The organism is Rubrivivax sp. A210 (assembly GCF_904426505.1).
Classification (GTDB): Bacteria; Pseudomonadota; Gammaproteobacteria; order Burkholderiales; family Burkholderiaceae_C; genus Rubrivivax.
On the sequence record NZ_CAJGBN010000045.1, the window covers coordinates 287,145 to 313,221 of the forward strand.

Below are 26,077 nucleotides of genomic sequence, written 5' to 3' on the forward strand. Positions count from 1 at the left end.
CTTGCGCCAGATCAGGTGCGGGGATCAAGCGCGGGGTCAGCGCGCCAGGCGCAGCCAATTGCGCAGGCGCTCGCCCCGCGTGGTTTCGTCGCGCGCCGCGTGGTGGGCGCGCAGCACCATCAGCCCGCCCTGCAGGTAGATGCTGTTGAGCAGCCGGGTGGCACGCTCGCGGTCCATGCCGGGCCAGCTCGCGATTTCGGCCAGCGAGGCGATCTCCTTGCGCAACCGGCGCAGTGCCGGCCCCAGCGCGCCGGCCGATTCGCCGCTGTCCGGCGCAAAGCCGGCCGCCAGGCGGTAGGCGGCGCGCCCGCCGATTTCCTCGAGCAACTGCGCGCGGGGCACGAATTGCGCCAGCGCTGCCAGCAGCGGCGCCAGCGGGTGGTAGAGATCCTTGTCGCCGATGCGCTCCGACATGACGTGGCCGGGCGGGCGCAGGCCGGGCGCCTCGACGCCCACGACCTGGAGATCGAGATTGCCTTGCTGCAGCGAGGCGATGATGGGCCGCGGCAGGTGGTAAAGGCCCTGCTCGGGAAAGACGGTCAGCGGCCAGACCAAGCCGCGGTGGCGCAGCAGCACGAGGGCGCTTTCGCGCTGGCGCACGCACAGGCCCACGACCTCGAGCACGTCGGCCGAGCGCTGCGCCCGCCGCAGGTGCGTGAGTTCGGCCTGCATCGTGCTGGGCAGCTGAGTGCGTGCCCCCAGGCGGGCGAATCCGCTGCTGCCGGTCTCGGCCTGCATGCGCTCGAAGGCGCTGATGCGCCAGAGCGTCGTGTCATCGAAATCCCGCATGCCGACCTCCCTGATGAGGATGCGCCGGTGCCCCGAAAGCCGGGTTGGCGAAGCGAACGATTCTCAGTGCGCCTCGTCTTCCCCGGGATTGCAGGGATATTTCGTGTGTAACTTCACGCTTCGTCGCGTCGAAGCAGGCCGCGTCGGCTCAGTTCAGTTGCAACTGCGGCCGCGTTGGTGTATTGGATGGCGCCCCAGCCGCAGGCGGTGGCGGCCTGCACATTGGGCAGGTGGTCGTCGATGAAGAGCAGGTCGGCCGGCGCGGCGCCGAAGCGACGCGCTGCCAGCTCGAAGATCGCGGCCTCGGGCTTGACCAGGCCCACGCGGGCCGAGAACACGCCGTCGCCGAACCAGCCGACGAGGTCGTGTTCGCGCTCCAGGTGGGCCGCAAAGGGCTCGGGCATGTTGGACAGGAAGAAAAGTTCGCGCCCCTGGTCGCGCAGCCGGCGCAGCAGTGTCACGGTGTCGGCCAGCGGCTGCAGCTCATGCGGCACGCCGTCGACGACGCGCTGCACCTCATGCAGGCCGAGGCCGGTGCGCGCCGCGATGCGCGGCACCAGCTCGTCAATGGACAGGCGGCCGCGGTCGAACTCGCCCCAGTCGCCCTCGTAGCCCTGGAAGAAGCGCTCCACCCAGAGCGCGGCGCTGGCCTCGTCGTGCGCCACCTCGGGTATCTCGCGCCGCAACAGGCGCGAGGGCTGCCAGTTGAAGAGCACGCCGCCGAAATCGAAGACGATCTTCATGCGCGCAGGTCCAGGATCAGGCGGTCGAGCCGGGCCGCATCGGCGGCGAAGGCGCGAATGCCCTCGGCCAACTTCTCGGTGGCCATCGCGTCTTCGTTCAGCGCCCAGCGAAAGTCGCGCTCGTCGTGGTGTACCGCCGGCAGTGTGAGCTTGCGTGCGGCCTCGGCGTCCAGCGCGCGTGCCAAAGGTGCCGCGCTGGTCTGCAACGCGGCCAGCAGTTCGGGGCTGATGGTCAGCAGGTCGCAGCCGGCCAGGGCCAGGATCTGGCCGGTGTTGCGAAAGCTCGCGCCCATCACCTCGGTGGCGATGCCGTGGCACTTGAAGTGCTCGTAGATGGCGCGCACCGACCGCACGCCGGGGTCGGCGGCGCCGGCGCTGGCGGCCTCGTTCCAGGCGGCGCCGGCGGCCTTCTTGTGCCAGTCGTAGATGCGGCCCACGAAGGGCGAGATCAGCGTCACGCCGGCGTCGCCACAGGCCACGGCCTGGCAGAAGGCGAACAGCAGGGTCAGGTTGCAGTGAATGCCCTCGCGCTCCAGCACGGTGGCGGCTGCGATGCCCTCCCAGGTGGCGGCAATCTTGATCAGCACGCGCTCGCGGCCTATGCCGGCGGCGGCATAGAGATCGATGAGGCGCCGTGCGCGCGCCAGCGTGGCCGCGGTGTCGAAGGACAGGCGGGCATCGACCTCGGTGCTGACGCGGCCCGGTATGGCCTGCAGGATCTCGAGGCCGAAGCGCACCAGCACCGCGTCGACGATTTCCGGCAGCGCTGCATCCGGTTGTGCGGCCACGCATTCGCGCAGCAGCGGCGCGTACTCGGGCTGCTGCACCGCCTTGAGGATCAGCGAGGGATTGGTGGTGGCGTCGCGCGGAGCGAATTGCGCCAACTGGTGGAAGTTGCCGGTGTCGGCCACCACCACGGTGTGCTGGCGCAATTGATCGAGCTGGTTCATGGTGTCGCTGCCAAGGAAAAGCCGGCATTAGAACCGAGCACCGGATGCGCGGCAGGGCAAGGCGCCCGGGCGACGTTGCAGCGGCGCGCCGCCCGCAGGGCCAGCGTTGACAGCGCCCGGACCGCCTGCCATGGTGCGGGCCGCGTGAACACCTCGTCCTCTCTGCCGCTGCGCTCGCTTTTCGCGCCGGGTGTGCTGCCCTCCCCGCGCCGCCTGACCCCCATCGAGCACTGCCTGCTGCTGGCCGTGCTGCTGCACCTGTGGCTGGTGCTGGCCCTGGGCAGCGCCCCGGCCGGCACGGCGCGGCCGGGGCAGGGCATGTGGGGGGCCATCAACGTCACGCTCAGCGGCACGGCCCGTGGCCGCGTGGCCGATGGCGAACCCCCGCTGCCGCCCCCGCCCAGCGGCCCGCCGGGCGCTGCGCCGCAGCCGCGCTGGGGCGGTGCAGTGCGCGATCCCGCCCGGCCCCAGGCCGAGGAATTGCCGGGAGCGGCCCGCCTTGGCGACTGGTCGGCGCGGCCGGTGCCGGCGCTGGACGCGGCGCCGGCCCTGCAACGCCTGCCTGATCTGCCCGACCTGCCTCCAGCGCCTTTGCCCCGCCCGCTTCCACTCCCTGGGCGCGTGCAGCAGGAGCGTGCTGCACAGCCTGTGCCGGTGACCGAGGTCGCTCCGATGCCGGTGACGCAGCCCCCACCATCCCCAGCACCGGCACCATCCCCAGCACCGGCACCGGCACCGGCACCGGCACAAGAGCCGCCGGCCGAGCGCCGCCTCGAGTTGCCGGCCCAGCGCCCGCAGCCGGCGGCCATCGCGCCGCTGCAGCCGCTCGCGCCTGCCGTCACCAGCGCGCCGCCGCCGATGCCCTTGCCGGTGCTGGCCCCGGCGTTGCCAGAGCCCCAGGCGCCCGCCACCGCGCCCTTGCCCGCAGTGCGCCAGCTGTCTGGTGCCCTACATGCCACGGAAGCGGGAAGGGCGCCATCCCTGGTACGCGATGAGCGCGCTGCGCCCGCGGCCACGCCGGCGGGTCTGCCCGAGTTGCCGCGCGCCAGCGCGCTGCCGGCAGCCCCGGCCATGCCCGATGCCGGGGCGCGGCTCGGGCACGACGTCGCTACCGCGCCATCGGCGCCGGCCAGTGCGCCTCGCCTCAACCTCGATCTGCCACGGCGGCGCGGCGGCGAGACCTCGCGCCACAGCAGCAGCGGCGTGCTGCCGCTGTTGCCCCGCCCGCCCGAACTGCCCGACAAGCTGGCCAAGGACATCGAGAAGGCCGGCAAGGCCGATTGCCGCAAGGCCTACGAAGGCATGGGCGTGCTGGCCGTGCTGCCGCTGGCGGCGGATGCGCTGCGCAAGGACGGCTGCAGATGGTAATTCCCGTTGGGGACAAGACGCTGTAAACCCGCATGACGATCATTCATGGTGGACATGCACAATGGTCTGTTCCGAACCGTGACACCCGAGGAGAACCGAAAGTGACATTGCTATCCAAGGCACCCTGGATCCTGGCCTTGCCCCTGCTCGGCGTCGGTTGCGGTGGTGGCGGCAGCGACCCAGTGGGCAACAACACCGTTCCTGCCGGCTTTACCACCCACAGCGTCACCAGCTACACGGCCGCCGCGGTCGGCAGGGGTGACACGGCGGCGACGCAGGATCTGCTCACCGGCGGCTTGGGCAAGACCGGTCTCGGTGCTGCTGCGCCGGCCTATGTCGACCCGCTCAAGCCCACCGCGCTCGAACTGCGCCGCAATGCGCTTTACTCCAACTACCGAGGCCTCGTCGACCCCACCAATGGTGGTGGCTACAGTCGCATCTACGGCCCCAATATCGACGACAGCGGCAACGACACCCTGGGCGAAGGCCTGATTCCCGGCAAGGAATACCTGGCCTCGCTGGATGACGGCACCGGCCGCAAGCGCGTCGTCGTCGCGGTGCAGATCCCGACCAGCTTCGACACCGCCAACCCCTGCATCGTGGCCGGGCCTTCCTCGGGCTCGCGCGGCGTCTACGGCGCCATCGCCACCGCCGGCGAATGGGGCCTCAAGCACAAGTGCGCCGTCGTGCTCACCGACGCCGGCAAGGGCGTCGGTATCTACGACCCCACCGACGACAGCGTCAACAAGGTGGACGGCACGCGCACCACGCGCACGCTCGCCGGTGCGCTGAGCTTCTTTGCCGCTGCCATCTCCGACCTCGTATCCTTCAATCGAGATTTCCCCAACCGCTTGGCGATCAAGCACGCGCATTCGCAGCAGAACCCCGAGAAGGACTGGGGCCTGGACACCCTGGCCAGCATCCGCTACGCCCTGTATGCGCTGAACGAGGAATACGGCACGCCCGTCGTCGGCGGCACGGGCAAGGATGCGCGCTTCACCGCGGCCAACACGACCATCATCGCCGCCTCGGTGTCCAACGGCGGTGCCGCGGTGCTGCGCGCGGCCGAGCAGGATGCCGACGGCCTGATCGACGCCGTCGTCGCCGGCGAGCCCAGTGCCCAGCCCCGTGTCCCGGGTGGTGCCACGGCGGGCTACGGCATCAAGGTTGGCGGTGTCGCGGTGCCGGTCTACGGCCTGCCGCTGATCGACTACTTCACCTTCGCCAATCTGTACCAGCCCTGCGCCGCCATCGCGCCGGCGGTGTCGATGACCGAGATCAGCTTCTACAACCGTCTGGCCCTGCCCGCAGACAATATGTTGGCGCGCGCCGGCTTCCGCTGCGACTCGCTGGCCGCTCAGGGTTTGCTGCCCGGGCGCACCCTTGGCAATGCCCGCGATCTGCTGTCGGCCGATTCGCTGCAAATGCTGCGCGATTACGGTTTCTCGCCCGAGAACGACACCATGCACAACGCCCATTACGGGCTTGGCAATGCCCCCATCATCTCGACGATGTACACCAATGCGCTAGGTCGCTTCGGTGTCGAGGACAACCTCTGCAACATGAGCATGGCGCAGACTGATCCCGTCACCGGCGCCGTGGTCCCGGTGTCGGCGACGACCCTTGCGCAGAGCTTTGCCGTTGCCAATGGCACTTCCAATGGCACACCCGCGACGCCGGTCGTCAATGACGCCCTGGGTGGGGCGCCGCGCGCCTGGCAATTCGCGACCTCGGCCCTCAATGGTGTGCGGGATCTCGGCATCGATGGCGCACAGTGCCAGCGCGCGCTCGTTACCGGCATCCACACGGTCACCGGACTTCCTCTGACTGCCGATACGACGCCCACCAAGGTCCAGAGCGACCGCGTGCGCGCCGGCATGGCCGAGGTGCTGCTGAATGGCAATCTGCGCGGCAAGCCGACCCTCATCGTGGCTGGCCGCAGCGACGCACTGCTGCCGCTCAACCACTCGGAGCGCGCCTATGTCGCCTTCAATCGCATGGTCGAAGGCGAGGCGACCAGCCAGCTGCGCTATGTCGAGGTCGAGAATGCCCAGCACTTCGACTCCTTCCTCCCGTTCAGCGGCTTTGGCATGCGTTTCGTGCCGCTGCACCCCTATTTCATCCGCGCCATGGATGCGATGTGGGCCAAGCTCAAGACCGGCGCGGCGCTGCCGCCCAACCAGGTGGTGCGCACCACCGTGCGCGGCGGCACGCCCGATGTGGTGCCGGCCTTGTCGGTCAATCAAATCCGCAATTTCGTCGCCACGCCGGCCCCCGGCGACGTGATCGGCTTCGCCGCCGGCAACGTGATCGACATTCCCAACTGAGGCTGCGCAAGCCTTGCACCGCCTCGCGGGGCCGGCACTGCCGGCCCCGCTGCGCGAATGAAGCAGAATCACCCGCAGCATGAGTTCTGACCACATCCTCGAGACGCGCGCACTGACCAAGGAATTCCGGGGCTTCGTGGCCGTCAGCCAGGTCGACCTGAAAGTGAAGCGCGGCAGCATCCACGCCCTCATCGGCCCCAACGGTGCTGGCAAGACGACCTGCTTCAACCTGCTGACCAAGTTCTTGCAACCTTCGTCGGGCCAGATCCTGTTCGACGGCGTCGACATCACGGCCGACAGCCCGGCGCATATTGCGCGCCGCGGCATCATCCGCTCGTTCCAGATCTCCTCGGTCTTCCCCCACCTTTCGGTGCTCGAGAACGTGCGCGTCGCACTGCAAAGCCGCCTGGCCGGCTCGTTCCAGTTCTGGCGCTCCGAGCGCTCGCTCGATGGGCTCAACGGCCGCGCGCTCGAACTGTTGCGCGAGGTCGATCTCGAGCCCTACGCGGGCCTGCCGGCCGTGGAACTGAGCTACGGCCGCAAGCGCGCGCTCGAGATCGCCACCACGCTGGCGATGGAGCCCAAGCTGATGCTGCTGGACGAGCCCACCCAGGGCATGGGCCTGGAGGACGTCGACCGCATCCGCCAGCTCATCAAGCGCGTCGCGGCCAGCCGCACCGTGCTGATGGTCGAACACAACATGAGCGTCGTGGCCAGCATCGCCGACACCATCACCGTGCTTCAGCGCGGCGCCACGCTGGCCGAGGGGCCCTACGACGTGGTGTCGCGCAACCCGGCCGTGATCGAGGCCTACATGGGCAGCGCCCAGACCGAGCTGCAAGGGGCTCATTGAAATGAAACCCCCACGCTCACTTCGTTCGCTGCCAGGCAGCTTGCATGCTGCCTGGCGTTCGCCAGCCACTCGCGAGCGCGCAGGCGCTCGCTCGGTGCGGGCTCACCCCCCCGAGGGGGCTATCAGTACCTTCGGAACGGCCGGGCGGTACTGATGGCCCAGCGCATGCTCGAGATCACCGGCCTCAACGGCTGGTACGGCGAATCGCACATCCTGCACGGCGTCAACCTGCACGTCGACGAGGGCGAGGTGGTGACGCTGCTGGGCCGCAACGGCGCCGGCCGCACGACCACGTTGCGCGCCATCATGGGCCTGATCGGCAGCCGCAAGGGCTCGATCAAGATCCGCGGCACCGAGGCCGTGGCGATGTCCACCCACCGCATCGCGCGCCTGGGCGTGGGCTATTGCCCCGAGGAGCGAGGCATCTTCGCGAGCCTGTCGGCCGAGGAGAACCTGATGCTGCCGCCGCGCCTGGCCGAGGGCGGCATGGACCTGGACGCCATCTACGCCATGTTCCCCAACCTGAAAGAGCGTGCCCAGAGCCAGGGCACGCGGCTTTCGGGCGGCGAACAGCAGATGCTGGCGGTGGCGCGCATCCTGCGCACCGGCGCGCGGCTGCTGCTGCTCGACGAGATCTCAGAAGGCCTGGCGCCGGTGATCGTGCAGAAGCTCGCCGAGATGGTGACCATGCTGCGCCGCCAGGGCTACACCATCGTGATGGTCGAGCAGAACTTCCGCTTCGCGGCTCCGCTGGCCGACCGCTTCCTCGTGATGGAACACGGCGAGGTGATCCAGGAGTTCACCCAGGCCGAACTGCCATCGCGCATGGAGAGGCTGCACGAATACCTGGGCGTCTGATCCAGCGCCCCGTCTTCAACGTCCCCTAGACACCTACATCAAGGACTCCGCATGAAACTCAAGAAGATTTCCGCCGCCTGCACGCTGGCCGCGGCCGCCATGGTCGGCGCCCCCGCCCACGCCCAGTTCTCGGGCGACGTGATCAAGATCGGCATCATCACCGACATCTCGGGCCTGTACTCCGACATCGACGGCCCGGCAGGCGTCGAGGCCATCAAGATGGCGGTGGCCGAAATGGGCGGCGCCATCAACGGCAAGAAGATCGAGGTGCTGTCGGCCGACCACCAGAATAAGGCCGACGTCGCCGCCGCCAAGGCGCGCGAGTGGTTCGACACCCAGGGCGTCGACATGCTGATCGGCGGCACCAATTCGGGTACCGCGCTGGCCATGTCCAAGGTCGCGGCCGAGAAGAAGAAGCCCTTCCTGGTGGTCGGCGCCGCGACCTCGGCGCTCACCAACGACCAGTGCACGCCCTACACCATCCACTGGGCCTACGACACCGTGGCCCTGGCCAAGGGCACGGGCAATGCGGTGGTCAAGGCGGGCGGCAAGACCTGGTACTTCCTGCAGGCCGACTACGCCTTCGGCGCTGCACTGCAGGCTGACACCTCGGCCGTCGTCAAGGCTGCCGGCGGCACCATCGTCGGTACCGTCAAGCACCCGCTGTCGGCGAGCGACTTCTCCTCCTTCCTGCTGCAGGCGCAGGGCAGCAAGGCGCAGATCCTGGGCATGGCCAACGCCGGCGGCGACACCATCAACACCATCAAGGCGGCCAATGAGTTCGGCATCACCAAGACGATGAAGCTGGCTGGCCTGCTGGTCTTCATCAACGACATCCATTCGCTGGGCCTCAAGACCACCCAGGGCATGTACCTCACCGACAGCTGGTACTGGAACAAGGACGCCGAGGCGCGTGCCTGGAGCCGCCAGTTCTTCGAGAAGGTCAAGCGCATGCCCTCGTCGATCCAGGCCGGCGACTACTCGGCGGCACTGAACTACCTCAAGGCGGTGAAGGCGGTGGGCAGCGACGATGCCGAAAAGGTGCTGGCGCACCTGAAGAAGAGCCCCGTCAATGACGTCTTCGCCAAGGGCGGCTTCGTGCGTGCCGACGGCCGCATGGTGCATGACATGTACCTGATGCAGGTGAAGTCGCCCGACAAGTCGACCGAGCCCTGGGACTACTACAACGTCGTCGAGACGATCAAGGGTGAGGCCGCCTGGACCACCAAGGCCGACACCAAGTGCGCGGCCTGGAAGTGATGTCGTGCCGCTGAAGGCGGCGTCCCGTGCCGCGGCGGCGAACCTGCCGCGGCTACCCTGAACCGGTCAGTGCATGGAAATCTTCGGCATCCCCCTGCAGGCCTTCCTGGGCCAGTTGCTGCTCGGGCTGGTCAACGGCTCGTTCTACGCCATGCTCAGCCTGGGCCTGGCGGTGATCTTCGGCCTGCTGGGCATCGTCAACTTCGCCCACGGCGCCCTCTACATGATGGGCGCCTACGTGGCCTGGCTGGCCATGGAGAAGTTCGGCATCGGCTTCTGGTGGGCGTTGCTGCTGGCGCCGCTGACCGTCGGCGCCCTGGGCGTGGCGGTCGAGCGCACGCTGCTCAAGCGCCTCTATAACATCGACCCCATCTACGGTCTGCTGCTGACCTTTGGCCTGGCCCTCATTGCCGAGGGCATCTTCCGCGACCAGTTCGGCGTCTCGGGCCAGCAGTACGCCGTGCCCGAACTGCTGCAGGGCGCCACCAACCTGGGCTTCATGGTGCTGCCCAACTACCGCGGTTTCGTCGTCTTCGCTTCGCTGCTGATCTGCCTGGCCACCTGGTGGATCATCGAGCGCACGCGGCTGGGCAGCTACCTGCGCGCCGGCACCGAGAACCCCAAGCTGGTGCAGGCCTTCGGCATCAACGTGCCGATGATGGTGATGCTCACCTACGGCGCCGGTGCCGGCCTGGCCGCGCTGGCCGGCGTGCTGGCGGCGCCGGTGATTCAGATCACGCCGCTGATGGGCAGCAACCTCATCATCGTCGTCTTCGCGGTGGTGGTCATCGGCGGCATGGGCTCCATCCTGGGCTCCATCCTCACCGGCCTCGCGCTCGGCCTCATCGAGGGCCTGACCAAGGTCTTCTACCCCGAGGCCTCGAGCATCGTCGTCTTCGTCATCATGGCCATCGTGCTGATGGTGCGCCCGGCCGGGCTCTTCGGCAAAGAGAAGTGATGGACTTCAACGCAACCCTCGGGCGCCGTGCGCGCTGGGCCTGGGGCGCCGGCCTCGCGCTGCTGCTGGCCGCGCCCTTCGTCGGCCTCTACCCGGTCTTCATGATGAAGGCCCTGTGCTACGCGATCTTCGCCTGCGCCTTCAACCTGCTGCTGGGCTACACCGGCCTGCTGTCCTTCGGCCACGCCGCCTACCTGGGCGCGGCTGCCTACTTCACCGGCTGGCTGGTGCGGTCGGCCGGCTTCTCGCCCGAACTGGGCGTGCTGGCCGGCACTCTGGGCGCCGGCTTCATCGGGCTGATCGTGGGCGCCATCGCGATCCGCCGTCAGGGCATCTACTTCGCGATGATCACGCTGGCGATGGCGCAGATGGTCTATTTCGTCTGGCTGCAGGCGCCCTTCACCGGCGGCGAGGACGGCCTGCAGGGCGTGCCGCGCGGCAAGCTCTTCGGCCTCATCCCGCTGGCCAACGACATCGCCATGTACTACGTCGTGCTGGCGGTCTTCGTGGCGGTCTTCCTGGCCATCATCCGCATCGTGCATTCGCCCTACGGCCAGGTGCTCAAGGCCATCCGCGAGAACGAGCCGCGTGCCATTTCGCTGGGCTACGAGGTCGACCGCTACAAGCTGCTGGCCTTCGTGCTGTCCACCATGCTGGCCGGCCTGGCCGGTTCGCTCAAGACTCTGGTGCTGGGCTTCGCCACGCTGTCCGATGCCCACTGGTCGCTCTCGGGCGAGGTCGTGCTGATGGCCCTGCTGGGTGGCATGGGCACCTTCGCCGGCCCGGTGGTGGGTGCCTTCACCATCATCGGCCTGCAGAACTTTCTGGCCGACCAGGTGGGCTCCTGGATCAACGTCATCATCGGTGGCATCTTCGTCGTGTGCGTGGTCGGCTTCCGCAGCGGTTTCGTCGGCGAACTGATCGCCTGGCAGAAGAAGCGCCACAAGACCGAATAGAGGCCGGGCCGATGATGGCCCTGCCGCTTGTGCTGGCGGCCTCTACGGCGCCGCGCGGCGCGCTTGCAGCAGCAGCACGGCCTCGGGCACGGCGCGGCTCAGGCGGTCCACCGTCTCGGCGTCATCCAGATCCTCGGTCGCGGTAAGGTCCACGCCGTCCAGGCCGCCGCCCAGGTGCAGCAGCGGCGCCAGCGCCGCATCGTCCCAAGCGCCACCCCAGGCCTCGGGCATCAGATCCACCGCCTGCAGGAAGCCGGCGCACCAGTCGCGTGCGTCGGCGAACTCGCGTGTGCCCGCTTCGGCGATGCTGAAGATGGGCTCCCAGGCCTCGGGCGTGCGCGTGAATTGCTCGCCCAGGTGGCGCAGATGGCGCAGCAGCAGCACCACGGTGGCCTTGCGCTGGCGCTTGCTGGCAAAGGGCGCGGCGGCCTCGTTGCCGTCCTCGCCGTCGCTGCCCCAAACTGCGGGCAGCCAGTCGGCGGTGGCCAGCGTGGCCAGCAGCCTTGGCGGGCCCACTTGCAGTGCGCTCAGGTAGCCGTCGACGCCGTCCAGCGACATCACGCCGTCGGCCGGCAGGTTCTGCAGCAGGCGGTCGAGGCCGTCGATTTCGGCCGCGTCCAGCGGGGTGAGCGGCGATTGCGGGTCGTAGCGGGGATAGTCCACGGGCGCGTCAGGAGGTGAGGGCGGGGTGCCAGTGTCGCCGAGTCGGCCGTGGGCAGGCGCTCAAGTGGCAGCGCGGATGCGGATGCAGACCTCGCCCGAGACCACCTCGTCGCCGGCGCGCAGCTTGCGGCCGCGGCGCGACTCGGCCTGGCCGTTGACCTGCACGCCGCCGCCGGTGGCCAGGGCCTTGGCGTCACCGCCGCTGGCTGCCAGGCCGCTGGCCTTGAGCAGGGCGGCCAGCGTGATGTGGTCGCCGCGCAGGTCGAAATCTGTCGTCGTCATGGGTGCGCAGGCTGACTGGAGCCTAGGTTGTACCTCAGCTGAAGTGTGCGTCACTCAGGGCCGCCGGGTCGCGCGGCTCGCCCGGATGTCCGCCCATGATGATGGGCCAGGACAGGAAGGCGACCATCACCACCGGCACCAGGGTGGCCAGCACGACGCCGGTGAACTGGCGCAGGAAGAGGACGAGTTGCGGATGCATGGAGGTCTCCGGTTGCTGAGCAAGGACTCCAGCGTGGCGCGGCCAGCTTAAGCGTGTCTGAGCGCACGGTGCAGGCCGGGGCCGTGGCTGGCCGCCGCCGACCTTTAAGAAAGCCCTAAGCGCGCTTGCTCAGCATGACGGCATCGAACAGGAGATGTCCCATGCCCCGCTTCCCATCGCAGACCCTGCGCCGCCAGGCCATCGCCATGCTGGCGCTGGCTGGCCTGGCCGCTCTCCATGCCGCCCAGGCCGCCACCACGCCCACCGAACTGCTCGCCGGCTTTGCTGCCCAGGCCGCTGCGGCACCGCAGCCGGCGCGCGGCGAGGCCTTCTTCAACACCGCTCACGGCCGCGAATGGCGCTGCAGCAGCTGCCACGGCGCACCGCCGGTGCAGACCGGCAAGCACGCCTCCACGGGCAAGCCCATCACGCCGCTGGCGCCAGCGGCCAATCCCGAGCGCTTCACCGATGCGGCCAAGACCGAAAAATGGTTTCGTCGCAACTGCAACGATGTGCTGGGCCGCGAGTGCAGTGCAGCCGAAAAGGCCGATGTGCTGGCCTGGCTGATGACGGTCAAGCGATGAAGCCGTCCCCTTTCGAACACCGGACTCCTCAGATGAAACCCATCCTCTTCGCCCTGCTGCTGGCCGCTGCCAACGGCGCCACCCACGCCGACGAAGGCCGCTCCGCCGTCGCCCTGCTGCCGGCCTACAAGGCCGAATGCGGCTCCTGCCACGTCGCCTTTCCGCCCCGCCTGCTGCCGGCCGAATCATGGCAGCGGCTGATGGGCGGCTTGCCCAAGCACTTCGGCGTTGACGCCTCGCTCGATGCGGCGCCGCAAAAAGCCATCGCCGACTGGCTGCAGGCCCACGCCGGCGGCGCGCGCAAGCGCCCGGCGGAGAATGCCGCGCCGCCCGAAGACCGTATCACGCGGGGCGCCTGGTTCCAGCGCGAGCATGATGAGGTGGCGGCCGACGCCTGGAAGCGCCCCGCCATCAAGAGCGCCAGCAACTGCGGCGCCTGCCACACCCAGGCCGAACAAGGAGATTTCAGTGAACGCAACATCCGCATCCCCCGCTGAGGGCACGGCGCCGCGCCGCATCCTGGTCTGGGACGCGCCGGTGCGCGTCTTCCACTGGCTGATGGTGGCCTGCTTCGCCGGTGCCTGGCTCACGGCCGACAGCGAAAGCTTTCGCCTGCTGCACGTCACCCTGGGCTACACCATGGCCGGTCTGGTGGCCTTTCGCCTCGTCTGGGGCGTCGTGGGCACGCGGCATGCGCGCTTCGCCAGCTTCGTGCGCGGGCCGGCGGCGGTGCTGGCCTACCTGAAATCGATGCTCGTCGGCCGGCCTGAACACCATGTCGGCCACAACCCGGCCGGCGCGCTGGCCATCGTGGCCTTGCTGGGCCTGACGGCCGCGGTGGCCGCCACCGGCTGGGCCCAGTTCGAGGGCCTGGGTGGCGAGTGGCTGGAAGATGCGCACGAGATTGCCGCCAACCTCATGCTCTTCGTCGTCGGCATACACCTGGCCGGCGTCATCGTCGGCAGCCTGGCGCACCGCGAGAACCTGGTGGCTGCCATGGTCACCGGCAGCAAGCACGGCGCCGGTGGCGATGGCATTGCCCGCGCCTGGCGTGCGCTGGCCACCGTCATGCTGGTGGCGGTGCTGGGCTTCTGGTGGTGGCAGTGGCAGAGCGCGCCGGCCGGCGGGCTGATGGATGGCGCCGCGGCCACCGAGCAGCGCGACGGCCATGGCCGTGGCCGCGGCGGCCGCAGTGGCCGCGGCCACGACGACGACGATTGAAGGCGGCCGAAGGCGATGCGCATCCTGCTTGCCGAAGATGATCCGCTGCTGGGCGACGGCCTGCGCGCCGGCCTGCGCCAGCAGGGCTTTCTGGTCGACTGGGTGCGCGACGGCGTCGCGGCCGAGCGCGAACTGCGGGCCCAGCCCTATGCCGCGGCCGTGCTCGACCTCGGCCTGCCTCTGCAGGACGGCCTGGACGCGCTGGCCGCGGTGCGCCGCGCCGGCGTCAAGATTCCGGTGCTGGTGCTGACCGCCCGTGATGCGGTGCCCGACCGCGTGCGCGGCCTGGACATCGGCGCCGACGACTACGTCGTCAAGCCGGTTGACCTGGACGAGCTTGCGGCACGGCTGCGCGCCCTCGTGCGCCGGGCCCACGGCCTGGTGGAGGAGCGCCTGCTGGCCCAGGACGTGGTGCTGATGCCGGCCTCGCGCACGGTCAGCAAGGCCGGCGTTGCGGTAGCGCTGTCGCAGCGCGAGTTCGACCTGCTGCAGGCGCTGATGCTCAATGCCGGCCGCGTGCTCTCGCGCGAGCAGCTCGAGCAGCATGTCTACAGCTGGGGCCAGGAGGTCGACAGCAATGCGGTCGAGGTGCATGTACATCACCTGCGGCGCAAGCTCGGCCCGGCGCTGATCCAGACCGTGCGCGGCCTGGGCTACCTGCTGCTGCGCGACGCACCGGCCGCCTGATGCGCTGGCCGCAATCCCTGCAGCGACGCCTGCTGGCCCTGGTGCTGGGCGTCGTGACCCTGGTCTGGGCCGGCACCGCGGTGCTGACCTGGACCGACGTGAGCCACGAGCTGGACGAATTGCTCGACAGCCACCTGGCCCAGGCCGCCGCCCTGCTGGTGGTGCAGCAGGTGCAGGAGTTCGAGGGCGAGGAAGACGACCGCGGCGTCGATGCGCCGACGCTGCACCGCTACGCGCCCAAGGTGGCGTTCCAGGTCTTCCATGAGGGCCGGCTGGTGCTGCGCTCTTCCAATGCGCCGCCAGAGCGCATGGCCACGCTCCAGGAGGGCTTTCGCACCGCTGCAATCGCCGGCGTCTCCTGGCGCGTCTTTGCCGCCCGCGGAGCTGATCGCGATGTGCAGGTGTATGTCGGCGAGCAGACGCGCTCGCGTGCCGACATCCTGTGGGCCGCGCTGGGCAGCATGCTGTGGCCGATGGCGCTGGCGCTGCCGCTCCTGGCTCTGGCCGCGGGCTGGGCCATCCACCAGGGCGTGGCGCCGCTGCGCCGGCTGGCACGCGCGCTGGCCGAGCGCCAGCCGCAGTCTTTGCAGCCGCTGGCGCTGCCGCAGGCGCCCAGCGAGATGCAGCCGGTGCTGGACGCCCTCAATGCCCTCTTTGAACGCATAGGCCAGCTGCTCGACGCCGAGCGCCGCTTCACGGCGGATGCGGCGCACGAGCTGCGCACGCCCATCGCCGCCATCCGCACCCAGGCCCAGGTGGCGCTGGGCGAGGCCGAGCCGGGTGCGCGCCGCCACGCGCTGCTGGCCACGCTGGAAGGCTGTGACCGCGCCACCCGCCTGGTCGAGCAGATGCTGACGCTGGCCCGCCTCGAGGCCGCGTCCGCTCCGCCGGGCCAAGTGGTGGACCTGGCCGCGCTGGCGCGCCGCGTGATGGCCGATCTGGCACCGCGCGCCCTGGCCCAGGGCCAGGCGCTGGAACTCGATGCCGACACGCCGTGTCCGGTGGCGGGCGACGAAACCTTGCTGGCGGTGCTGCTGCGCAACCTGCTGGACAACGCCATCCGCTACTGCCCGGCCGGCGCCACCATCCACGCCGCGGTGGCCCGCACCGGCAACGGCGTCGAACTGCTGGTGGAGGACAGCGGCCCGGGCCTGGCCGACGCCGACCAGGCGCGCCTGGGCCAGCGCTTCTTCCGCGTGCCGGGCAGCGCGGCCAGCGGCAGCGGCCTGGGCTGGTCCATCGTGTACCGCATCGCTGCGGTCCATGGCCTGGCCCTCACGGTCGGGCGTTCGGTCACCTTGGGCGGACTGGCGGTGCGTGTGCAGGCGCCGGCCGATCAGGCGGCGTAGAAGCGCGCCTTCATGCGCCGGCAATAGGCCTCGAGGTTCGGCTGCGCCTGGGCCTGGCGCTTGATGGGACTGTCTATGGGCACCCACAGCAGATTGGCCAGGAAGGCGTAGGCGGTGGCGTCGATGCTGCTGGGTTGGTCGCCCAGCAGGAAAGGCCGGTCGGCCAGGAAATCGGCCACGGCCGTGATGTCGCGACAGCCAATGGCGTGGATCTCGGTCTCGCCGTGGCGGCCCATGCCCTGGCCGCGCAGTTCGGCGCGCAGGCCACGCCGCGCCAGTGTCGGCAGCAGCAGGCGCAGCGGCATCGGCACGGCGGCGAAGAAGGCCTCCTTGGTGAGCGCCCAGCCGGCCTCGTTGATCCAGCGCGTGTGGACCACGGCCCAGTAGAGGTTTTCCTCGAACAGGCGCTGGAAGGCCGTGGCTTGGGCCTGCTGCCCGGGTGAAAGCCCTGCGTCGAGCTTGACGCCGTGGCGCGACTTCAGGTGCTCGATGATGAACTGGCTGTCGGCCACCAGGGTGCCGTCGTCGTCGATATAGGGCAGCTTGCCCTTGGGTGCCTTGAGAACGTCGCCGCTGTTCACCGCGCGGTAGGGCAGGCCGGCCATGCGCAGCCAGGTTTCCACCTTCATGCAAAAGGGGCTGGCATTGGGCAGGCCGAAGGCCGGGGCGAACTGGTAGAGCTTGATCATGCGGGCCTCGCTGGCGTGGGGGCGGGCCGGACCATGGCGCCGCCGGGCCGGGCTGTCAATCCTGATCCCGACGCGATCCCGCACCGGCCTTCGTTCACGGACTGTCGGCCGGCAACGGGCTGGCGCTTGACACGAGTCAAGCGGACGCAGAAGGAGCCGCGGAGAATCGATTTCGCATCCGCAAGGGGCGCGAGGAGCGCACATTGGGCGAACCGATTCCGACGACGCCGGCCACGCTGCTGCTCGTCGACGACGAGCCCGGCATTCTTTCGTCCCTGCGGCGGCTGTTCCGGCCCCATGGCTGGCGCATTCTCACCGCCGACGGCGGCGCCGAGGGGCTGGAGATCCTGGCGCGCGAGCCGGTCGATCTCGTCATCTCGGACATGCGCATGCCTGAGATGGACGGCGCCCGCTTCCTTGAAACGGTGCGCGAGCGCCGGCCTGAGGTGGTGCGGCTGCTGCTCACCGGCTATGCCGACATCTCGTCGACGGTGGCGGCCATCAACCGTGGCGCCATCTACCGCTACATCGCCAAGCCCTGGGACGATGGCGAGATCGTGCTCATCGTGCAGAAGGCGCTGGAATGGGCGGGCCTGGAGCGCGAGAACCGCCGCCTCAGCGAGCAGATCAGGCGCCAGAACGAGGAGTTGCGCGAGCTGAACGCGGGGCTCGAGGACAAGGTAGCGCAGCGCACCGCCGAGCTGGCGCAGACCAACGGCTTCCTGAACTTGGCCAATGAAGAGCTCAAGCGCAACTTCATGGTCTCGATCAAGATGTTTTCCAGCCTGATCGAGATGCGCCAGGGCGCGGTGGGCGGCCATTCGCGGCGCGTCGCCGATCTCGCGCGCCGCCTGGCCGCGCGCCTGGGGCTGGATGCCAGGGCGCAGCAGGACGTGCTGCTCGCCGGCCTGCTGCACGACATCGGCAAGATCGGCTTTCCCGACGGGCTGCTGGCGCAGCCGCCCTCGCGCCTTTCGGCCGAGGAGCAGCAGCGCTACCGCAAGCACCCGGTGGCGGGCCAGGACGCGCTGATGCCGCTGGCTGAACTGCACCAGGCCGCGGCCTTCGTGCGCTCGCACCACGAGCGCTGGGACGGCCTGGGCTTCCCCGACGGCCTGGAGGGCGAGGCGATACCGCTGGGCGCGCGCATCGTCGCCGTCGTCAACGAGCACGACGATCTGCAAACCGGCATGGCCGCCGAGCGCCAGCTGGGTTCTGATGAGGCGCTGCAGGCCATGCTGGCAGCGCGCGGCCGCCGCTATGACCCGCGTGTGTTCGACGCCTTCGTCGAGCTTCTGGGTGGCGGGGCCGAAGCCGAGCGCGACTGCGTGCTGCTGGCCGGCGAGCTGAAGGCCGGCATGGTGCTGGCGCGCGACCTCCACGGACCCGGCGGCACCCTGCTGCTGGCGGCCGACTACGTGCTCGACACGCGCCTGGTGCAGCAGATCCAGCAGTTTGCCCAGCGCGAGGGCGCCCTCCTGCAACTGCACGTTCGTGCCGATAAACGTCATTGAAGAGGTGTGTGATGAGCCGTGTGCTGCTGGTCGACGACGAACCCGGGGTGCTGCGCGCGCTGCGGCGCGTATTGAGCCTGGTGCCTTGCCGCTTTGACGGCATCGATTTCCAGCTGCAGGTTGATATGGCCGAGTCACCCGAGCGCGCGCTCGAGCTGGTACACAGCCGTGCCTACGATCTGGTGCTGTCCGACTACCGCATGCCGGGCATGGACGGCGTGGCCCTGCTCAAGGCGGTGCGCGAGATCCAGCCCGATGCGGCGCGCATGATCCTGTCGGGCTATGCCGATCTCAACGGTGTGCTGGCTGCCATCAACGAAGCGCAGATCGTGCGCTTCCTGTGCAAGCCCTGGAGCGACTACGAGCTGGTGGCCGCCATGGGCCAGGCGCTGGCCTACCGCGCCGTGCTGCTGGACAACCGGCGCATGGCCGACCTGCTGCGCCTGCAGTCGCACAAGCTCACGCCGCAGGACTACGAGCGCCGCCGGCTGGAGGAGGCGGAGCCCGGCATCACCCAGGTGCGCTGGGCCGAGGACGGCTCGGTGCTGCTCGACGAAGACCTGGCGCGCCAGCTTGAGGACCGCCCCTGATGCCCGAGCTCGACGAAGCGGCGGCCCGCCTGACCTTCAAGCTCGTCTACTACGGGCCGGCGCAGAGCGGCAAGACCAGCAACCTGACCTGGCTGCACGAGCTGCTGCGCGCCGAAATGAAGGGCGAGCTGATGACGCTGGAGACGCAGAGCGACCGCACGCTCTTCTTCGACCTGCTGCCGCTGGGCTTTCGCGCGCCCTCGGGCCTGCTGGTCAAGCTGCGCCTCTTTACCGTGCCCGGCCAGGTGCAGCACGACGGCACGCGCAAGGCCGTGCTGTCGCGCGCCGATGGCGTGGTCTTCGTCGCCGATTCACAGCGCCATGAGGCGGCCAACAACGCCGAGGCCTTCCAGAACCTGGCCGACAACGCGGCCCGCGTCGGGCTCGACTTCGAGCACCTGCCGCTGGTGGTGCAGTTCAACAAGCGCGACCTGCCCGAGGTTGCGCCCGAGGCCGAGATCCAGGCCCGCTATGCCGCCACGCCCTGGCCGGTGTGCTTTGCCTCGGCGCTGCGCGGCGAAGGCGTCGTGCCCACCTTTGCGCGCCTGCTGGCCGAGGTCTGGCGCCACCATGACGAGGCCTGCGGCCTGAGCGCGCGCCACGGCCTGGACGAAGCCGGCTTCGTGCGCGCCTTCACCGGGGACGCGGTGTGAACGCTGCTGCCGCCGCGGCCGCGGCCTTCGACCGTGAGCTGACGCTGGCCGACCTGGTGCGCGGCCTGCCGCTGGCACGCGTGGTCTCGGCGCTGGAGATGCTGACGGGCACGCCGGTGGGCATCGAGGATCTGGGAGGCCGCATCGTCGCCGGCCATGCCATGCCCGAGGGAGAAGGCGAGGGCGAGGCGATTCCGGTGCGGCTGGAGATCGAGCCGCTGTGCCAGCTGCGCCTGCCGCGCGGCCGCCTGCAGCAGGGCGCCGCCGCCACCGTGCTGCTGGAGCTGCTGCTGCATGCGCGCGCCCAGGTGGTGCGCGCCGGCGATCTGCATGCCGCCGCGATGGGCAGCGAATACGACGAGCTGCGCCGCCGCAACGAGGCGCTGCAGGCCTCGCAGGCGCGCTACCGCGAGCTGGCACAGACGCTGGAGGCGCGCGTCCAGGCCCAGGTGGCCGAACTCGACCAGCGCCAGCGCCAGATTTACCTGGCCGAACGCCTGGCTTCCATCGGCCAGCTCGCCGCCGGCATCGCGCACGAAATCAACAACCCGATAGGCTTCATCCTCAGCAACCTGGAAAGCGGCCGCCGCTACCTGCCGCAACTGCAGCAGTTCAAGGCGGCGCTGCCCGCCGGCTCGGAGCTGGCGGTGCTGTGGCAGCAGCTGGACCTGGGCTACATCGTCGACGACCTCGGCGAGCTGCTGTCCGACAGCATCGCCGGCGCCACCCGCATCGCGCGCATCGTGCGTGACCTCAAAGGCTTCTCGGGTGTCGACCGGCCCGACCCGGAGGATGTCGACCTCAATGCCCAGCTCGCCACCGTGGTGGCCCTGGTCGGCGCGGCCCGACCCGACGGCGCCCCGGTGGTGCAGAGCTATGCCGAAGGCCTGCCGCGCCTGCTGTGCCTGCCTGGGCATCTGAACCAGGTCTTCGTCAACCTGCTCAACAACGCGCTGCAGGCTGTGCAAGGCCAGGCCGACGGCCGCGTCGAAGTGTCTACGCGCGGCGACGACGCCAACCTCTGGGTCGAGATCGCCGACAACGGCGTCGGCATCGCGCCCGATGTGCTGCCACGCGTCTTCGATCCCTTCTTCACCACGCGCGGCGTCGGCCGCGGAGTGGGCCTGGGCCTCACGGTGGCGCGCGACATCGTGGCCGCCCACGACGGCAGCGTGCAACTGCGCAGCGCGCCCGGCCTGGGCACCACCGCCAGCGTGCGCCTGCCGCTGACGCCGCCATGAACCGCTACAGCGCGCTCTTTGCCGACGGCGCCGCGCCGGCCGCAGTGTCGGCCGCGCCGGCGGCCCTCGTGCGCTACCGGCTGCTCATCGTCGACGACGAGACCGGCGTGCTGCGCGCGCTGACACGCGCCTTCCGCCAGGAGAACTACGACGTCGTCACCGCCGAGGGCGCCGAGCAGGCGTTGGCGCGGCTGCGCGAGGCGCCGGTGCAGGTGGTGATCAGCGACTACATGATGCCGGGCATGAACGGCAGCGATCTGCTCAAGCGGATCAAGGCGCTTTATCCCGAGACCATACGCATCATGCTCACCGGCCACGCCGACACCGGCGCGGTGATGGGCGCCATCAACGAGGGCGCGGTCTACAAGTTCGTGCTCAAGCCCTGGAACGACGACGACCTGCGCCTGACCGTGGCGTTGGCGCTCGAACAGTTCGACCTGCTGCGCAAGAACCGCGAGCTGTCGGCCGACAACGTGCGCAAGAGCCGCGAGATCAAGGCGTTGTCGCGCCTGGCGGTCACCAACCGCAGCCGCCTGGCGGTGATGCTGCACAAGCACGGCCTGCTCACCCTGGGCCAGCTGCAGGAGCTGCACCGGCTGCAGCAGCTGCACAAGGAGCCTCTGCTCAAGCTGCTGCTGAGCCGCGAATGGGTGGCCGAGACGGCGATACGCGCGGTGCTGCGCAAGGAGTTGATGATCGACGAGGTGGCGCTGGCCGAGTTCACGGTCAGCCCGCAGGTCGCCGGCCTGCTGCCGCGCAGCTTCTGCGAGCGCCAGTGGGTGCTGCCGCTGCACCTGGACGGCCACGAGCTCACCATCGCGCTGGCCGACCCGCTGGACGAGGGCCTGATCGAGGACTTGCGCTTCACCTCGGGCCTGCAGATCAAGGTGGTCGGTGCCTCCAGCGGCGCCATCCAGGCCAAGCTGGCCGAGATCTTCGGCGGCAGTGAGATGGTCGACTTCAAGGACCTCGAGACGCTGACCGGCAACGCCGATCCGATAGACAACATCGAGATCGTCATCGAGGACGACGGCGATGCCTCCATCGAGGATCTGCTGCGCGGCACCGACGAGCCGCCGGCGATACGCCTGGTCAACGCCATCATCCTCGAGGCCATACGGCTGGGCGCCTCGGACATCCACGTCCACCCGCGCACCAAGAGCGTGGTCGTGCGCTACCGCATCGACGGTGTGCTGCAGGACAAGATCCAGATCCCGCATTCGCTGCACCAGTCGCTGGTGTCGCGGCTCAAGATCATGGCCGAGCTCGACATCTCCGAGCGCCGCCGGCCGCAGGACGGGCGCCTGACGGTGAAGACGCCGCTGCGCATCGTCGACCTGCGCCTGTCGTCGCTGCCCACCATCAACGGCGAGAAGATCGTGATGCGGCTGCTCGACCGCAATGCCGCCGTACACCAGCTCGACAACCTCGGCCTGGGCACCCACGACCAGGCGCTGATCCACCGCGCCATCGACAAGCCCCAGGGCATGATCCTGGCCACCGGGCCCACCGGCAGCGGCAAGACGACGACGCTGTACTCGCTGCTGCAGCACAACGCCGACCCGGGCAAGAATTACGTCACCATCGAAGACCCGGTCGAGTACTACCTCGACATGGCCGGCCAGGTGCTGATCCGCGAGAAGATAGGCCTCACCTTCCCGGTGGTGCTGCGCTCCATCCTGCGCCAGGATCCGGACGTCGTGCTGCTGGGCGAGATCCGCGACTTCGAGACCGCCGAGGTTGCCTTCCACGCCGCCCTCACCGGGCACCAGGTGTTCAGCACCCTGCACACCAATTCGGCCATCGCCACGGTCACGCGCTTGCTCGACTTCGGGCTCAAGCGCTATGTCGTGGCCACCGCGCTCGAGGCCATCATCGCCCAGCGCCTGGCGCGCAAGATCTGCCAGGGCTGCCGCAGCGAGGTGGCGCGCGACGATGTGCTGGCGCGGCGCCTGGGCGGCCCCTTCCATGTGCATGCGGCCGGTCTGCGCAACTGGCGCGGCCTGGGTTGCCCGGCCTGCAACCGAACCGGCTACCGCGGCCGCGTGGGTCTCTACGAGGTGCTGGTGCCCGACATGGCGATGCGCGATCTCATTGCCGCGGGCGCCAACCTGCTCGACATCCGGCGCCTGGCCGCGGCCAGCGGCCTGCGCACGCTGCACGACGACGCCCGCGAGAAAGTCGACCAGGGACTGACGACGATGGAAGAAGTGCTGCGCGTGCTGGGGCCGGACAACGGGGCGGAGGCCATCGCGCCATGAACACCGCCTTCGCGTGGTCACCTGTCTACGAGACCGGCCTGGCCGAGGTCGACGCCCAGCACCGCCGCCTGGTCGAGATGGTCAATGAGGTCACGGCCGGCGGCGCCGGCGACGATGCGGCGGCGCAGACGGCGCTGCTTGACCGCCTGGTCGACTACGCGGCCCACCACTTCGCCGACGAAGAACGCCTGATGGCGGCGCACGCGCTGGCGCCGGTGGCGGTGGCGGCCCACATCGAGCAGCACCGCGCCTTTGTGGCCGAGGTGGCCGCGCTGCGCGCCCACCAGGGCACGGATGCGGTCGACGGCGCTGCGCTGCAGCACTTCCTGGCCAGCTGGCTGGCCTTCCACATCCTCGGCACCGACCGCGCGATGGCGCAGCAGATGCGGCTGATTGCCGAAGGCCTGGCGCCGGCCGAGGCGGCCGCGCGGGCGCAGGGCGAGCGCGACGGCGCCGCGGTGCAGCCGCTGCTGGACGCGATGACGCGGCTGTACGGCGTGGTCTCGGCGCGCAAGGAGGTGCTGGAGGCGCAAGTGGCCGAACGCACCGCGGCACTGCAACGCGAGCGCAACGAGCTGGCCCGCGCGCTCGAGACCCTGGCGCGCACCCAGAGCCAGCTGCTGCAGTCGGAGAAGATGGCCGCCATCGGCCAGCTTGCCGCCGGCGTGGCGCACGAGATCAACAACCCGGTGGGCTTCGTCAGCTCCAACCTCGGCACGCTGGGCAGCTATGTGCGGCGCCTGCTCGAAGTGGTCGACGCTCAGGCCGCGCTGCTGGCCGCGCCGGCCAGCAGCGCGGTGCAGGCCCGCCTGGCCCAGGTGCTGGAGGCGGCCGACCTCGACTACCTGCGCGACGACGTGCTGGCGCTGCTGAAGGAATCCACCGAAGGTCTGGACCGCGTCAAGCGCATCGTCAACGACCTCAAGGACTTCTCCCACGTCGACGCCGCGGACTGGCAGATGGCCGATCTCAACGCCGGCCTCGAGAGCACGCTCAACGTGGTCTGGAACGAGATCAAGTACAAGGCCGAGGTGGTGCGCCACCTGGGCGAATTGCCGCCCGTGCCCTGCATCGCGGCGCAGATCAACCAGGTCTTCATGAACCTGCTCGTCAACGCAGCCCAGGCCATTGCCGGCCACGGCACGATCACGCTCGCCACCCGCGTCGACGGCGGCGAGGCGGTGGTGGAGGTGGCCGACACCGGCCGCGGCATCGCGCCCGAGGTGGTGGACCGCATCTTCGAGCCCTTCTTCACCACCAAGCCGGTGGGCCAGGGCACGGGCCTGGGGCTGTCCATCGCCTGGGACATCATGCGCAAGCACCAGGGCAGCCTGTCGGTGCGCAGCACGCCGGGTGTGGGCAGCTGCTTCGAGCTGAGGCTGCCCCTGGACAACCCGCAATACCGCAACGAGGCTTCCCATGCCTGACGGCCACGCCACCCTCCTGCGCGAGGGCGTCTACGCCGCGCTCGCTGCCAGCCGCCTGGGCGTGCTGGTGGCTGACGCTGCCGGCATCGTGCGGCGTGCCAATCCGGCGCTGAGCGCCCGCACCGGCCATGGCGCAGCCCAGCTGACCGGCCAGGCGCTGGACGCGCTGCCCCTGTGGCCGGCGGCCAGCGCCGACGAGTTGCGCGAGGTGCTCGCTGGCGGCCAGGCCTGGCAGGGTGGGCTGGATTGCGAGGGCCTGGGGCGCAGCGTGGGCCGCGTCGCGCTGGAGCTGTCGCCGATCACCGTGGCCGGCGGCGGCGACGGTGAAGAAGGGGCCCTGGCCGGCTGGCTGCTGCTGCTGCAATGGCCGCACGAGGAGTTCGTGACCCAGCCGGCCGACCTGGAGGTCGCCGCGTCGCCGCCCGAGCGCGGCAGCCGCCGCCAGTTGCTGGCCGATCTGCGCGTCGCGCTGCAGCGCGACGAGTTGCGGCTGCACTACCAGCCCCAGCTGAGCCTGTTCTCGGGCGAGATCGTCGGCGTCGAGGCGCTGCTGCGCTGGGCCCATCCCGAACGCGGCCTGCTGCCGCCGCGCGACTTCATCCCGCTGGCCGAGGCCCATGGCCTGATCATCCCCATCAGCGAATGGGTGGTCGAGACGGCCTGCCACCAGGCCGCTGCCTGGCGCGCCCAGGGCCTGCCGGCCCTGCGCATGGGCGTCAACCTGTCGGCGCGGCACTTCCGCTTTCTCGAGCTGCTGGACACCGTGCGCGGCGCGCTGCGGCGCAGCGGCCTGGCGCCGCGCTGCCTCGATCTCGAGCTGACCGAGAGCGTGATGATGCAGGACGTGCCGGCTGCCATCCGCACCGTCGATGCGCTCAAGGCGCTGGGCGTGCGCTTGTCACTGGACGACTTCGGCACCGGGCACTCCTCGCTCGCCTACCTCAGCCGCTTTGCCATCGACACGCTCAAGATCGATCGCTCCTTCGTCCACGACCTGACCACCAACGACGTCAACGCCGCCATCGTCTCGGCCACCATCGCGATGGCGCACAAGCTGGGCAAGTCGGTCATCGCCGAGGGCGTGGAAACCGAGGGCCAGCTGCGCTTCCTGCGCGGCCGCGAGTGCGACGAGATGCAGGGCTTTCTCTATGCGCCCGGGCTGCCGGCCGACGAGGTGACGGCGCTTCTGACACGCGGCGACCGCATCAACCTGCATGGCGAGCAGGCGCCGGTGGCCGGCGAGAACCGCCTGCTGCTGGTGGACGACGAGCCCAACATCCTGACCGCACTGCGCCGCTTGCTGCGCCGCGAGGGCTACGCCATCCTCACCGCGGCCGACGGCACCGAGGCGCTGGAGCTGCTGGCGCACGAGCCGGTGCAGGTCATCGTGACGGACCAGCGCATGCCCGGCATGTCGGGCACCGAGCTGCTGGGCCGCGTCAAGTCCATGTACCCGCACACGGTGCGCATTGCGCTGTCGGGCTATGCCGACGTGGCCACCGTCACCGATGCCGTCAACCGCGGCGCCATCTACCGCTACCTCGCCAAGCCCTGGGACGACGAGGCCCTGAAGACCGAGATCCGCGACGCCTTCCGCCACTGGCGCAGCCAGCGCACAGAGCCTGGTGGCGAGCGCGGTCCGGCCTGAGGGAGGC

At 69.8% G+C, this 26,077-nt stretch carries 26 protein-coding genes; 19 read left to right on the forward strand and 7 right to left on the reverse strand.

The window, feature by feature from the left end; translation table 11 throughout:
- Positions 1-36: 36 nt before the first annotated feature.
- From JMV16_RS19565 to tal, 3 genes are all read right to left on the reverse strand, one after another.
- Positions 37-789 carry a hypothetical protein gene (locus JMV16_RS19565; protein WP_201495973.1) on the reverse strand — a complete coding sequence of 251 codons (753 nt, stop codon included), beginning with the start codon at positions 787-789 and terminating at the stop codon, positions 37-39.
- Between the two features lie 113 nt (positions 790-902).
- A complete protein-coding gene (locus tag JMV16_RS19570) occupies positions 903-1,532 on the reverse strand; it encodes an HAD family hydrolase (protein ID WP_201495974.1) in 630 nt (209 codons plus the stop codon).
- Positions 1,529-2,482, reverse strand: a complete 954-nt coding sequence (tal, locus tag JMV16_RS19575; protein ID WP_201495975.1) for a transaldolase — start codon at positions 2,480-2,482, stop codon at positions 1,529-1,531. The genes JMV16_RS19570 and tal overlap by 4 nt, the downstream gene beginning before the upstream one ends.
- 144 nt (positions 2,483-2,626) lie before the next feature.
- Here tal and JMV16_RS19580 point away from each other — a divergent pair, with 144 nt between their 5' ends.
- The 7 genes from JMV16_RS19580 to JMV16_RS19610 all read left to right on the forward strand — a co-directional run bounded on the left by JMV16_RS19580 (position 2,627) and on the right by JMV16_RS19610 (position 11,062).
- Positions 2,627-3,850, forward strand: coding sequence for a hypothetical protein (locus JMV16_RS19580; protein ID WP_201495976.1), 1,224 nt, complete (start codon positions 2,627-2,629; stop codon positions 3,848-3,850).
- 32 nt (positions 3,851-3,882) lie between these two features.
- Complete coding sequence (locus JMV16_RS19585) at positions 3,883-6,177, forward strand: 3-hydroxybutyrate oligomer hydrolase family protein (RefSeq protein WP_201495977.1); 2,295 nt, start codon at positions 3,883-3,885, stop codon at positions 6,175-6,177.
- A 79-nt stretch (positions 6,178-6,256) separates the two neighbouring features.
- Positions 6,257-7,030: an ABC transporter ATP-binding protein gene (locus tag JMV16_RS19590; protein WP_201495978.1), complete on the forward strand. Its 774-nt coding sequence runs from the start codon at positions 6,257-6,259 to the stop codon at positions 7,028-7,030.
- 165 nt (positions 7,031-7,195) lie between these two features.
- On the forward strand, positions 7,196-7,888 hold the full coding sequence (locus JMV16_RS19595) for an ABC transporter ATP-binding protein (protein ID WP_411565051.1): 693 nt from the start codon (positions 7,196-7,198) through the stop codon (positions 7,886-7,888).
- A 51-nt stretch (positions 7,889-7,939) separates the two neighbouring features.
- Positions 7,940-9,148, forward strand: a complete 1,209-nt coding sequence (locus JMV16_RS19600; RefSeq protein ID WP_201495980.1) for an ABC transporter substrate-binding protein — start codon at positions 7,940-7,942, stop codon at positions 9,146-9,148.
- Between the two features lie 73 nt (positions 9,149-9,221).
- On the forward strand, positions 9,222-10,106 hold the full coding sequence (locus tag JMV16_RS19605) for a branched-chain amino acid ABC transporter permease (protein ID WP_201495981.1): 885 nt from the start codon (positions 9,222-9,224) through the stop codon (positions 10,104-10,106).
- Complete coding sequence (locus tag JMV16_RS19610) at positions 10,106-11,062, forward strand: branched-chain amino acid ABC transporter permease (protein WP_201495982.1); 957 nt, start codon at positions 10,106-10,108, stop codon at positions 11,060-11,062. The genes JMV16_RS19605 and JMV16_RS19610 overlap by 1 nt, the downstream gene beginning before the upstream one ends.
- Positions 11,063-11,104: 42 nt before the next feature.
- Here the strand turns inward: JMV16_RS19610 and JMV16_RS19615 are convergent, their stop codons facing one another.
- Genes JMV16_RS19615 through JMV16_RS19625 form a run of 3 tightly spaced genes read right to left on the reverse strand, consistent with a single transcriptional unit; the run spans position 11,105 to position 12,206 of the window.
- Positions 11,105-11,725, reverse strand: coding sequence for a UPF0149 family protein (locus JMV16_RS19615; RefSeq protein ID WP_201495983.1), 621 nt, complete (start codon positions 11,723-11,725; stop codon positions 11,105-11,107).
- A 60-nt stretch (positions 11,726-11,785) separates the two neighbouring features.
- Positions 11,786-12,007: an RNA-binding S4 domain-containing protein gene (locus tag JMV16_RS19620; RefSeq protein ID WP_201495984.1), complete on the reverse strand. Its 222-nt coding sequence runs from the start codon at positions 12,005-12,007 to the stop codon at positions 11,786-11,788.
- 34 nt (positions 12,008-12,041) lie between these two features.
- Complete coding sequence (locus JMV16_RS19625; protein WP_201495985.1) at positions 12,042-12,206, reverse strand: hypothetical protein; 165 nt, start codon at positions 12,204-12,206, stop codon at positions 12,042-12,044.
- A 161-nt stretch (positions 12,207-12,367) separates the two neighbouring features.
- Between JMV16_RS19625 and JMV16_RS19630 the strand changes: the two genes are divergently transcribed.
- The 5 genes from JMV16_RS19630 to JMV16_RS19645 are packed head-to-tail and all read left to right on the forward strand — an operon-like array spanning position 12,368 to position 16,047.
- On the forward strand, positions 12,368-12,790 hold the full coding sequence (locus JMV16_RS19630; RefSeq protein WP_201495986.1) for a DUF1924 domain-containing protein: 423 nt from the start codon (positions 12,368-12,370) through the stop codon (positions 12,788-12,790).
- 32 nt (positions 12,791-12,822) lie between these two features.
- Positions 12,823-13,287 (forward strand): diheme cytochrome c, encoded by a 465-nt coding sequence (locus JMV16_RS24315; protein WP_236580617.1) that lies wholly within the window; start codon positions 12,823-12,825, stop codon positions 13,285-13,287.
- Entirely contained in the window at positions 13,259-14,011 is a 753-nt protein-coding gene (locus JMV16_RS19635) for a cytochrome b/b6 domain-containing protein (RefSeq protein ID WP_411565052.1), read from the forward strand. Before JMV16_RS24315 ends, JMV16_RS19635 begins: the two co-directional genes overlap by 29 nt.
- Before the next feature lie 15 nt (positions 14,012-14,026).
- Complete coding sequence (locus tag JMV16_RS19640; protein WP_201495988.1) at positions 14,027-14,698, forward strand: winged helix-turn-helix domain-containing protein; 672 nt, start codon at positions 14,027-14,029, stop codon at positions 14,696-14,698.
- Positions 14,698-16,047 (forward strand): ATP-binding protein, encoded by a 1,350-nt coding sequence (locus tag JMV16_RS19645; protein WP_201495989.1) that lies wholly within the window; start codon positions 14,698-14,700, stop codon positions 16,045-16,047. The genes JMV16_RS19640 and JMV16_RS19645 overlap by 1 nt, the downstream gene beginning before the upstream one ends.
- Here JMV16_RS19645 and JMV16_RS19650 read toward each other — a convergent pair.
- Complete coding sequence (locus JMV16_RS19650) at positions 16,035-16,736, reverse strand: glutathione S-transferase family protein (protein ID WP_201495990.1); 702 nt, start codon at positions 16,734-16,736, stop codon at positions 16,035-16,037. The two genes, JMV16_RS19645 and JMV16_RS19650, sit on opposite strands and share 13 nt — an antisense overlap.
- A gap of 203 nt (positions 16,737-16,939) precedes the next feature.
- On the opposite strand from JMV16_RS19650, the gene JMV16_RS19655 reads away from it, so the two are divergent.
- Genes JMV16_RS19655 through JMV16_RS19685 form a run of 7 tightly spaced genes read left to right on the forward strand, consistent with a single transcriptional unit; the run spans position 16,940 to position 26,070 of the window.
- On the forward strand, positions 16,940-18,250 hold the full coding sequence (locus JMV16_RS19655) for an HD domain-containing phosphohydrolase (RefSeq protein WP_236580618.1): 1,311 nt from the start codon (positions 16,940-16,942) through the stop codon (positions 18,248-18,250).
- An 11-nt stretch (positions 18,251-18,261) separates the two neighbouring features.
- The gene (locus tag JMV16_RS19660; protein WP_201495991.1) at positions 18,262-18,840 is read left to right on the forward strand and encodes a response regulator; all 579 of its coding nucleotides are present in this window, start codon (positions 18,262-18,264) and stop codon (positions 18,838-18,840) included.
- Positions 18,840-19,493, forward strand: coding sequence for a GTP-binding protein (locus JMV16_RS19665; RefSeq protein ID WP_201495992.1), 654 nt, complete (start codon positions 18,840-18,842; stop codon positions 19,491-19,493). Before JMV16_RS19660 ends, JMV16_RS19665 begins: the two co-directional genes overlap by 1 nt.
- On the forward strand, positions 19,490-20,734 hold the full coding sequence (locus JMV16_RS19670; protein ID WP_201495993.1) for a sensor histidine kinase: 1,245 nt from the start codon (positions 19,490-19,492) through the stop codon (positions 20,732-20,734). The genes JMV16_RS19665 and JMV16_RS19670 overlap by 4 nt, the downstream gene beginning before the upstream one ends.
- Positions 20,731-22,995 (forward strand): ATPase, T2SS/T4P/T4SS family, encoded by a 2,265-nt coding sequence (locus JMV16_RS19675; protein ID WP_201495994.1) that lies wholly within the window; start codon positions 20,731-20,733, stop codon positions 22,993-22,995. The genes JMV16_RS19670 and JMV16_RS19675 overlap by 4 nt, the downstream gene beginning before the upstream one ends.
- The gene (locus tag JMV16_RS19680) at positions 22,992-24,422 is read left to right on the forward strand and encodes a bacteriohemerythrin (RefSeq protein WP_201495995.1); all 1,431 of its coding nucleotides are present in this window, start codon (positions 22,992-22,994) and stop codon (positions 24,420-24,422) included. Before JMV16_RS19675 ends, JMV16_RS19680 begins: the two co-directional genes overlap by 4 nt.
- Entirely contained in the window at positions 24,415-26,070 is a 1,656-nt protein-coding gene (locus tag JMV16_RS19685) for an EAL domain-containing protein (protein ID WP_201495996.1), read from the forward strand. The genes JMV16_RS19680 and JMV16_RS19685 overlap by 8 nt, the downstream gene beginning before the upstream one ends.
- The last annotated feature ends 7 nt before the right edge of the window (positions 26,071-26,077 follow it).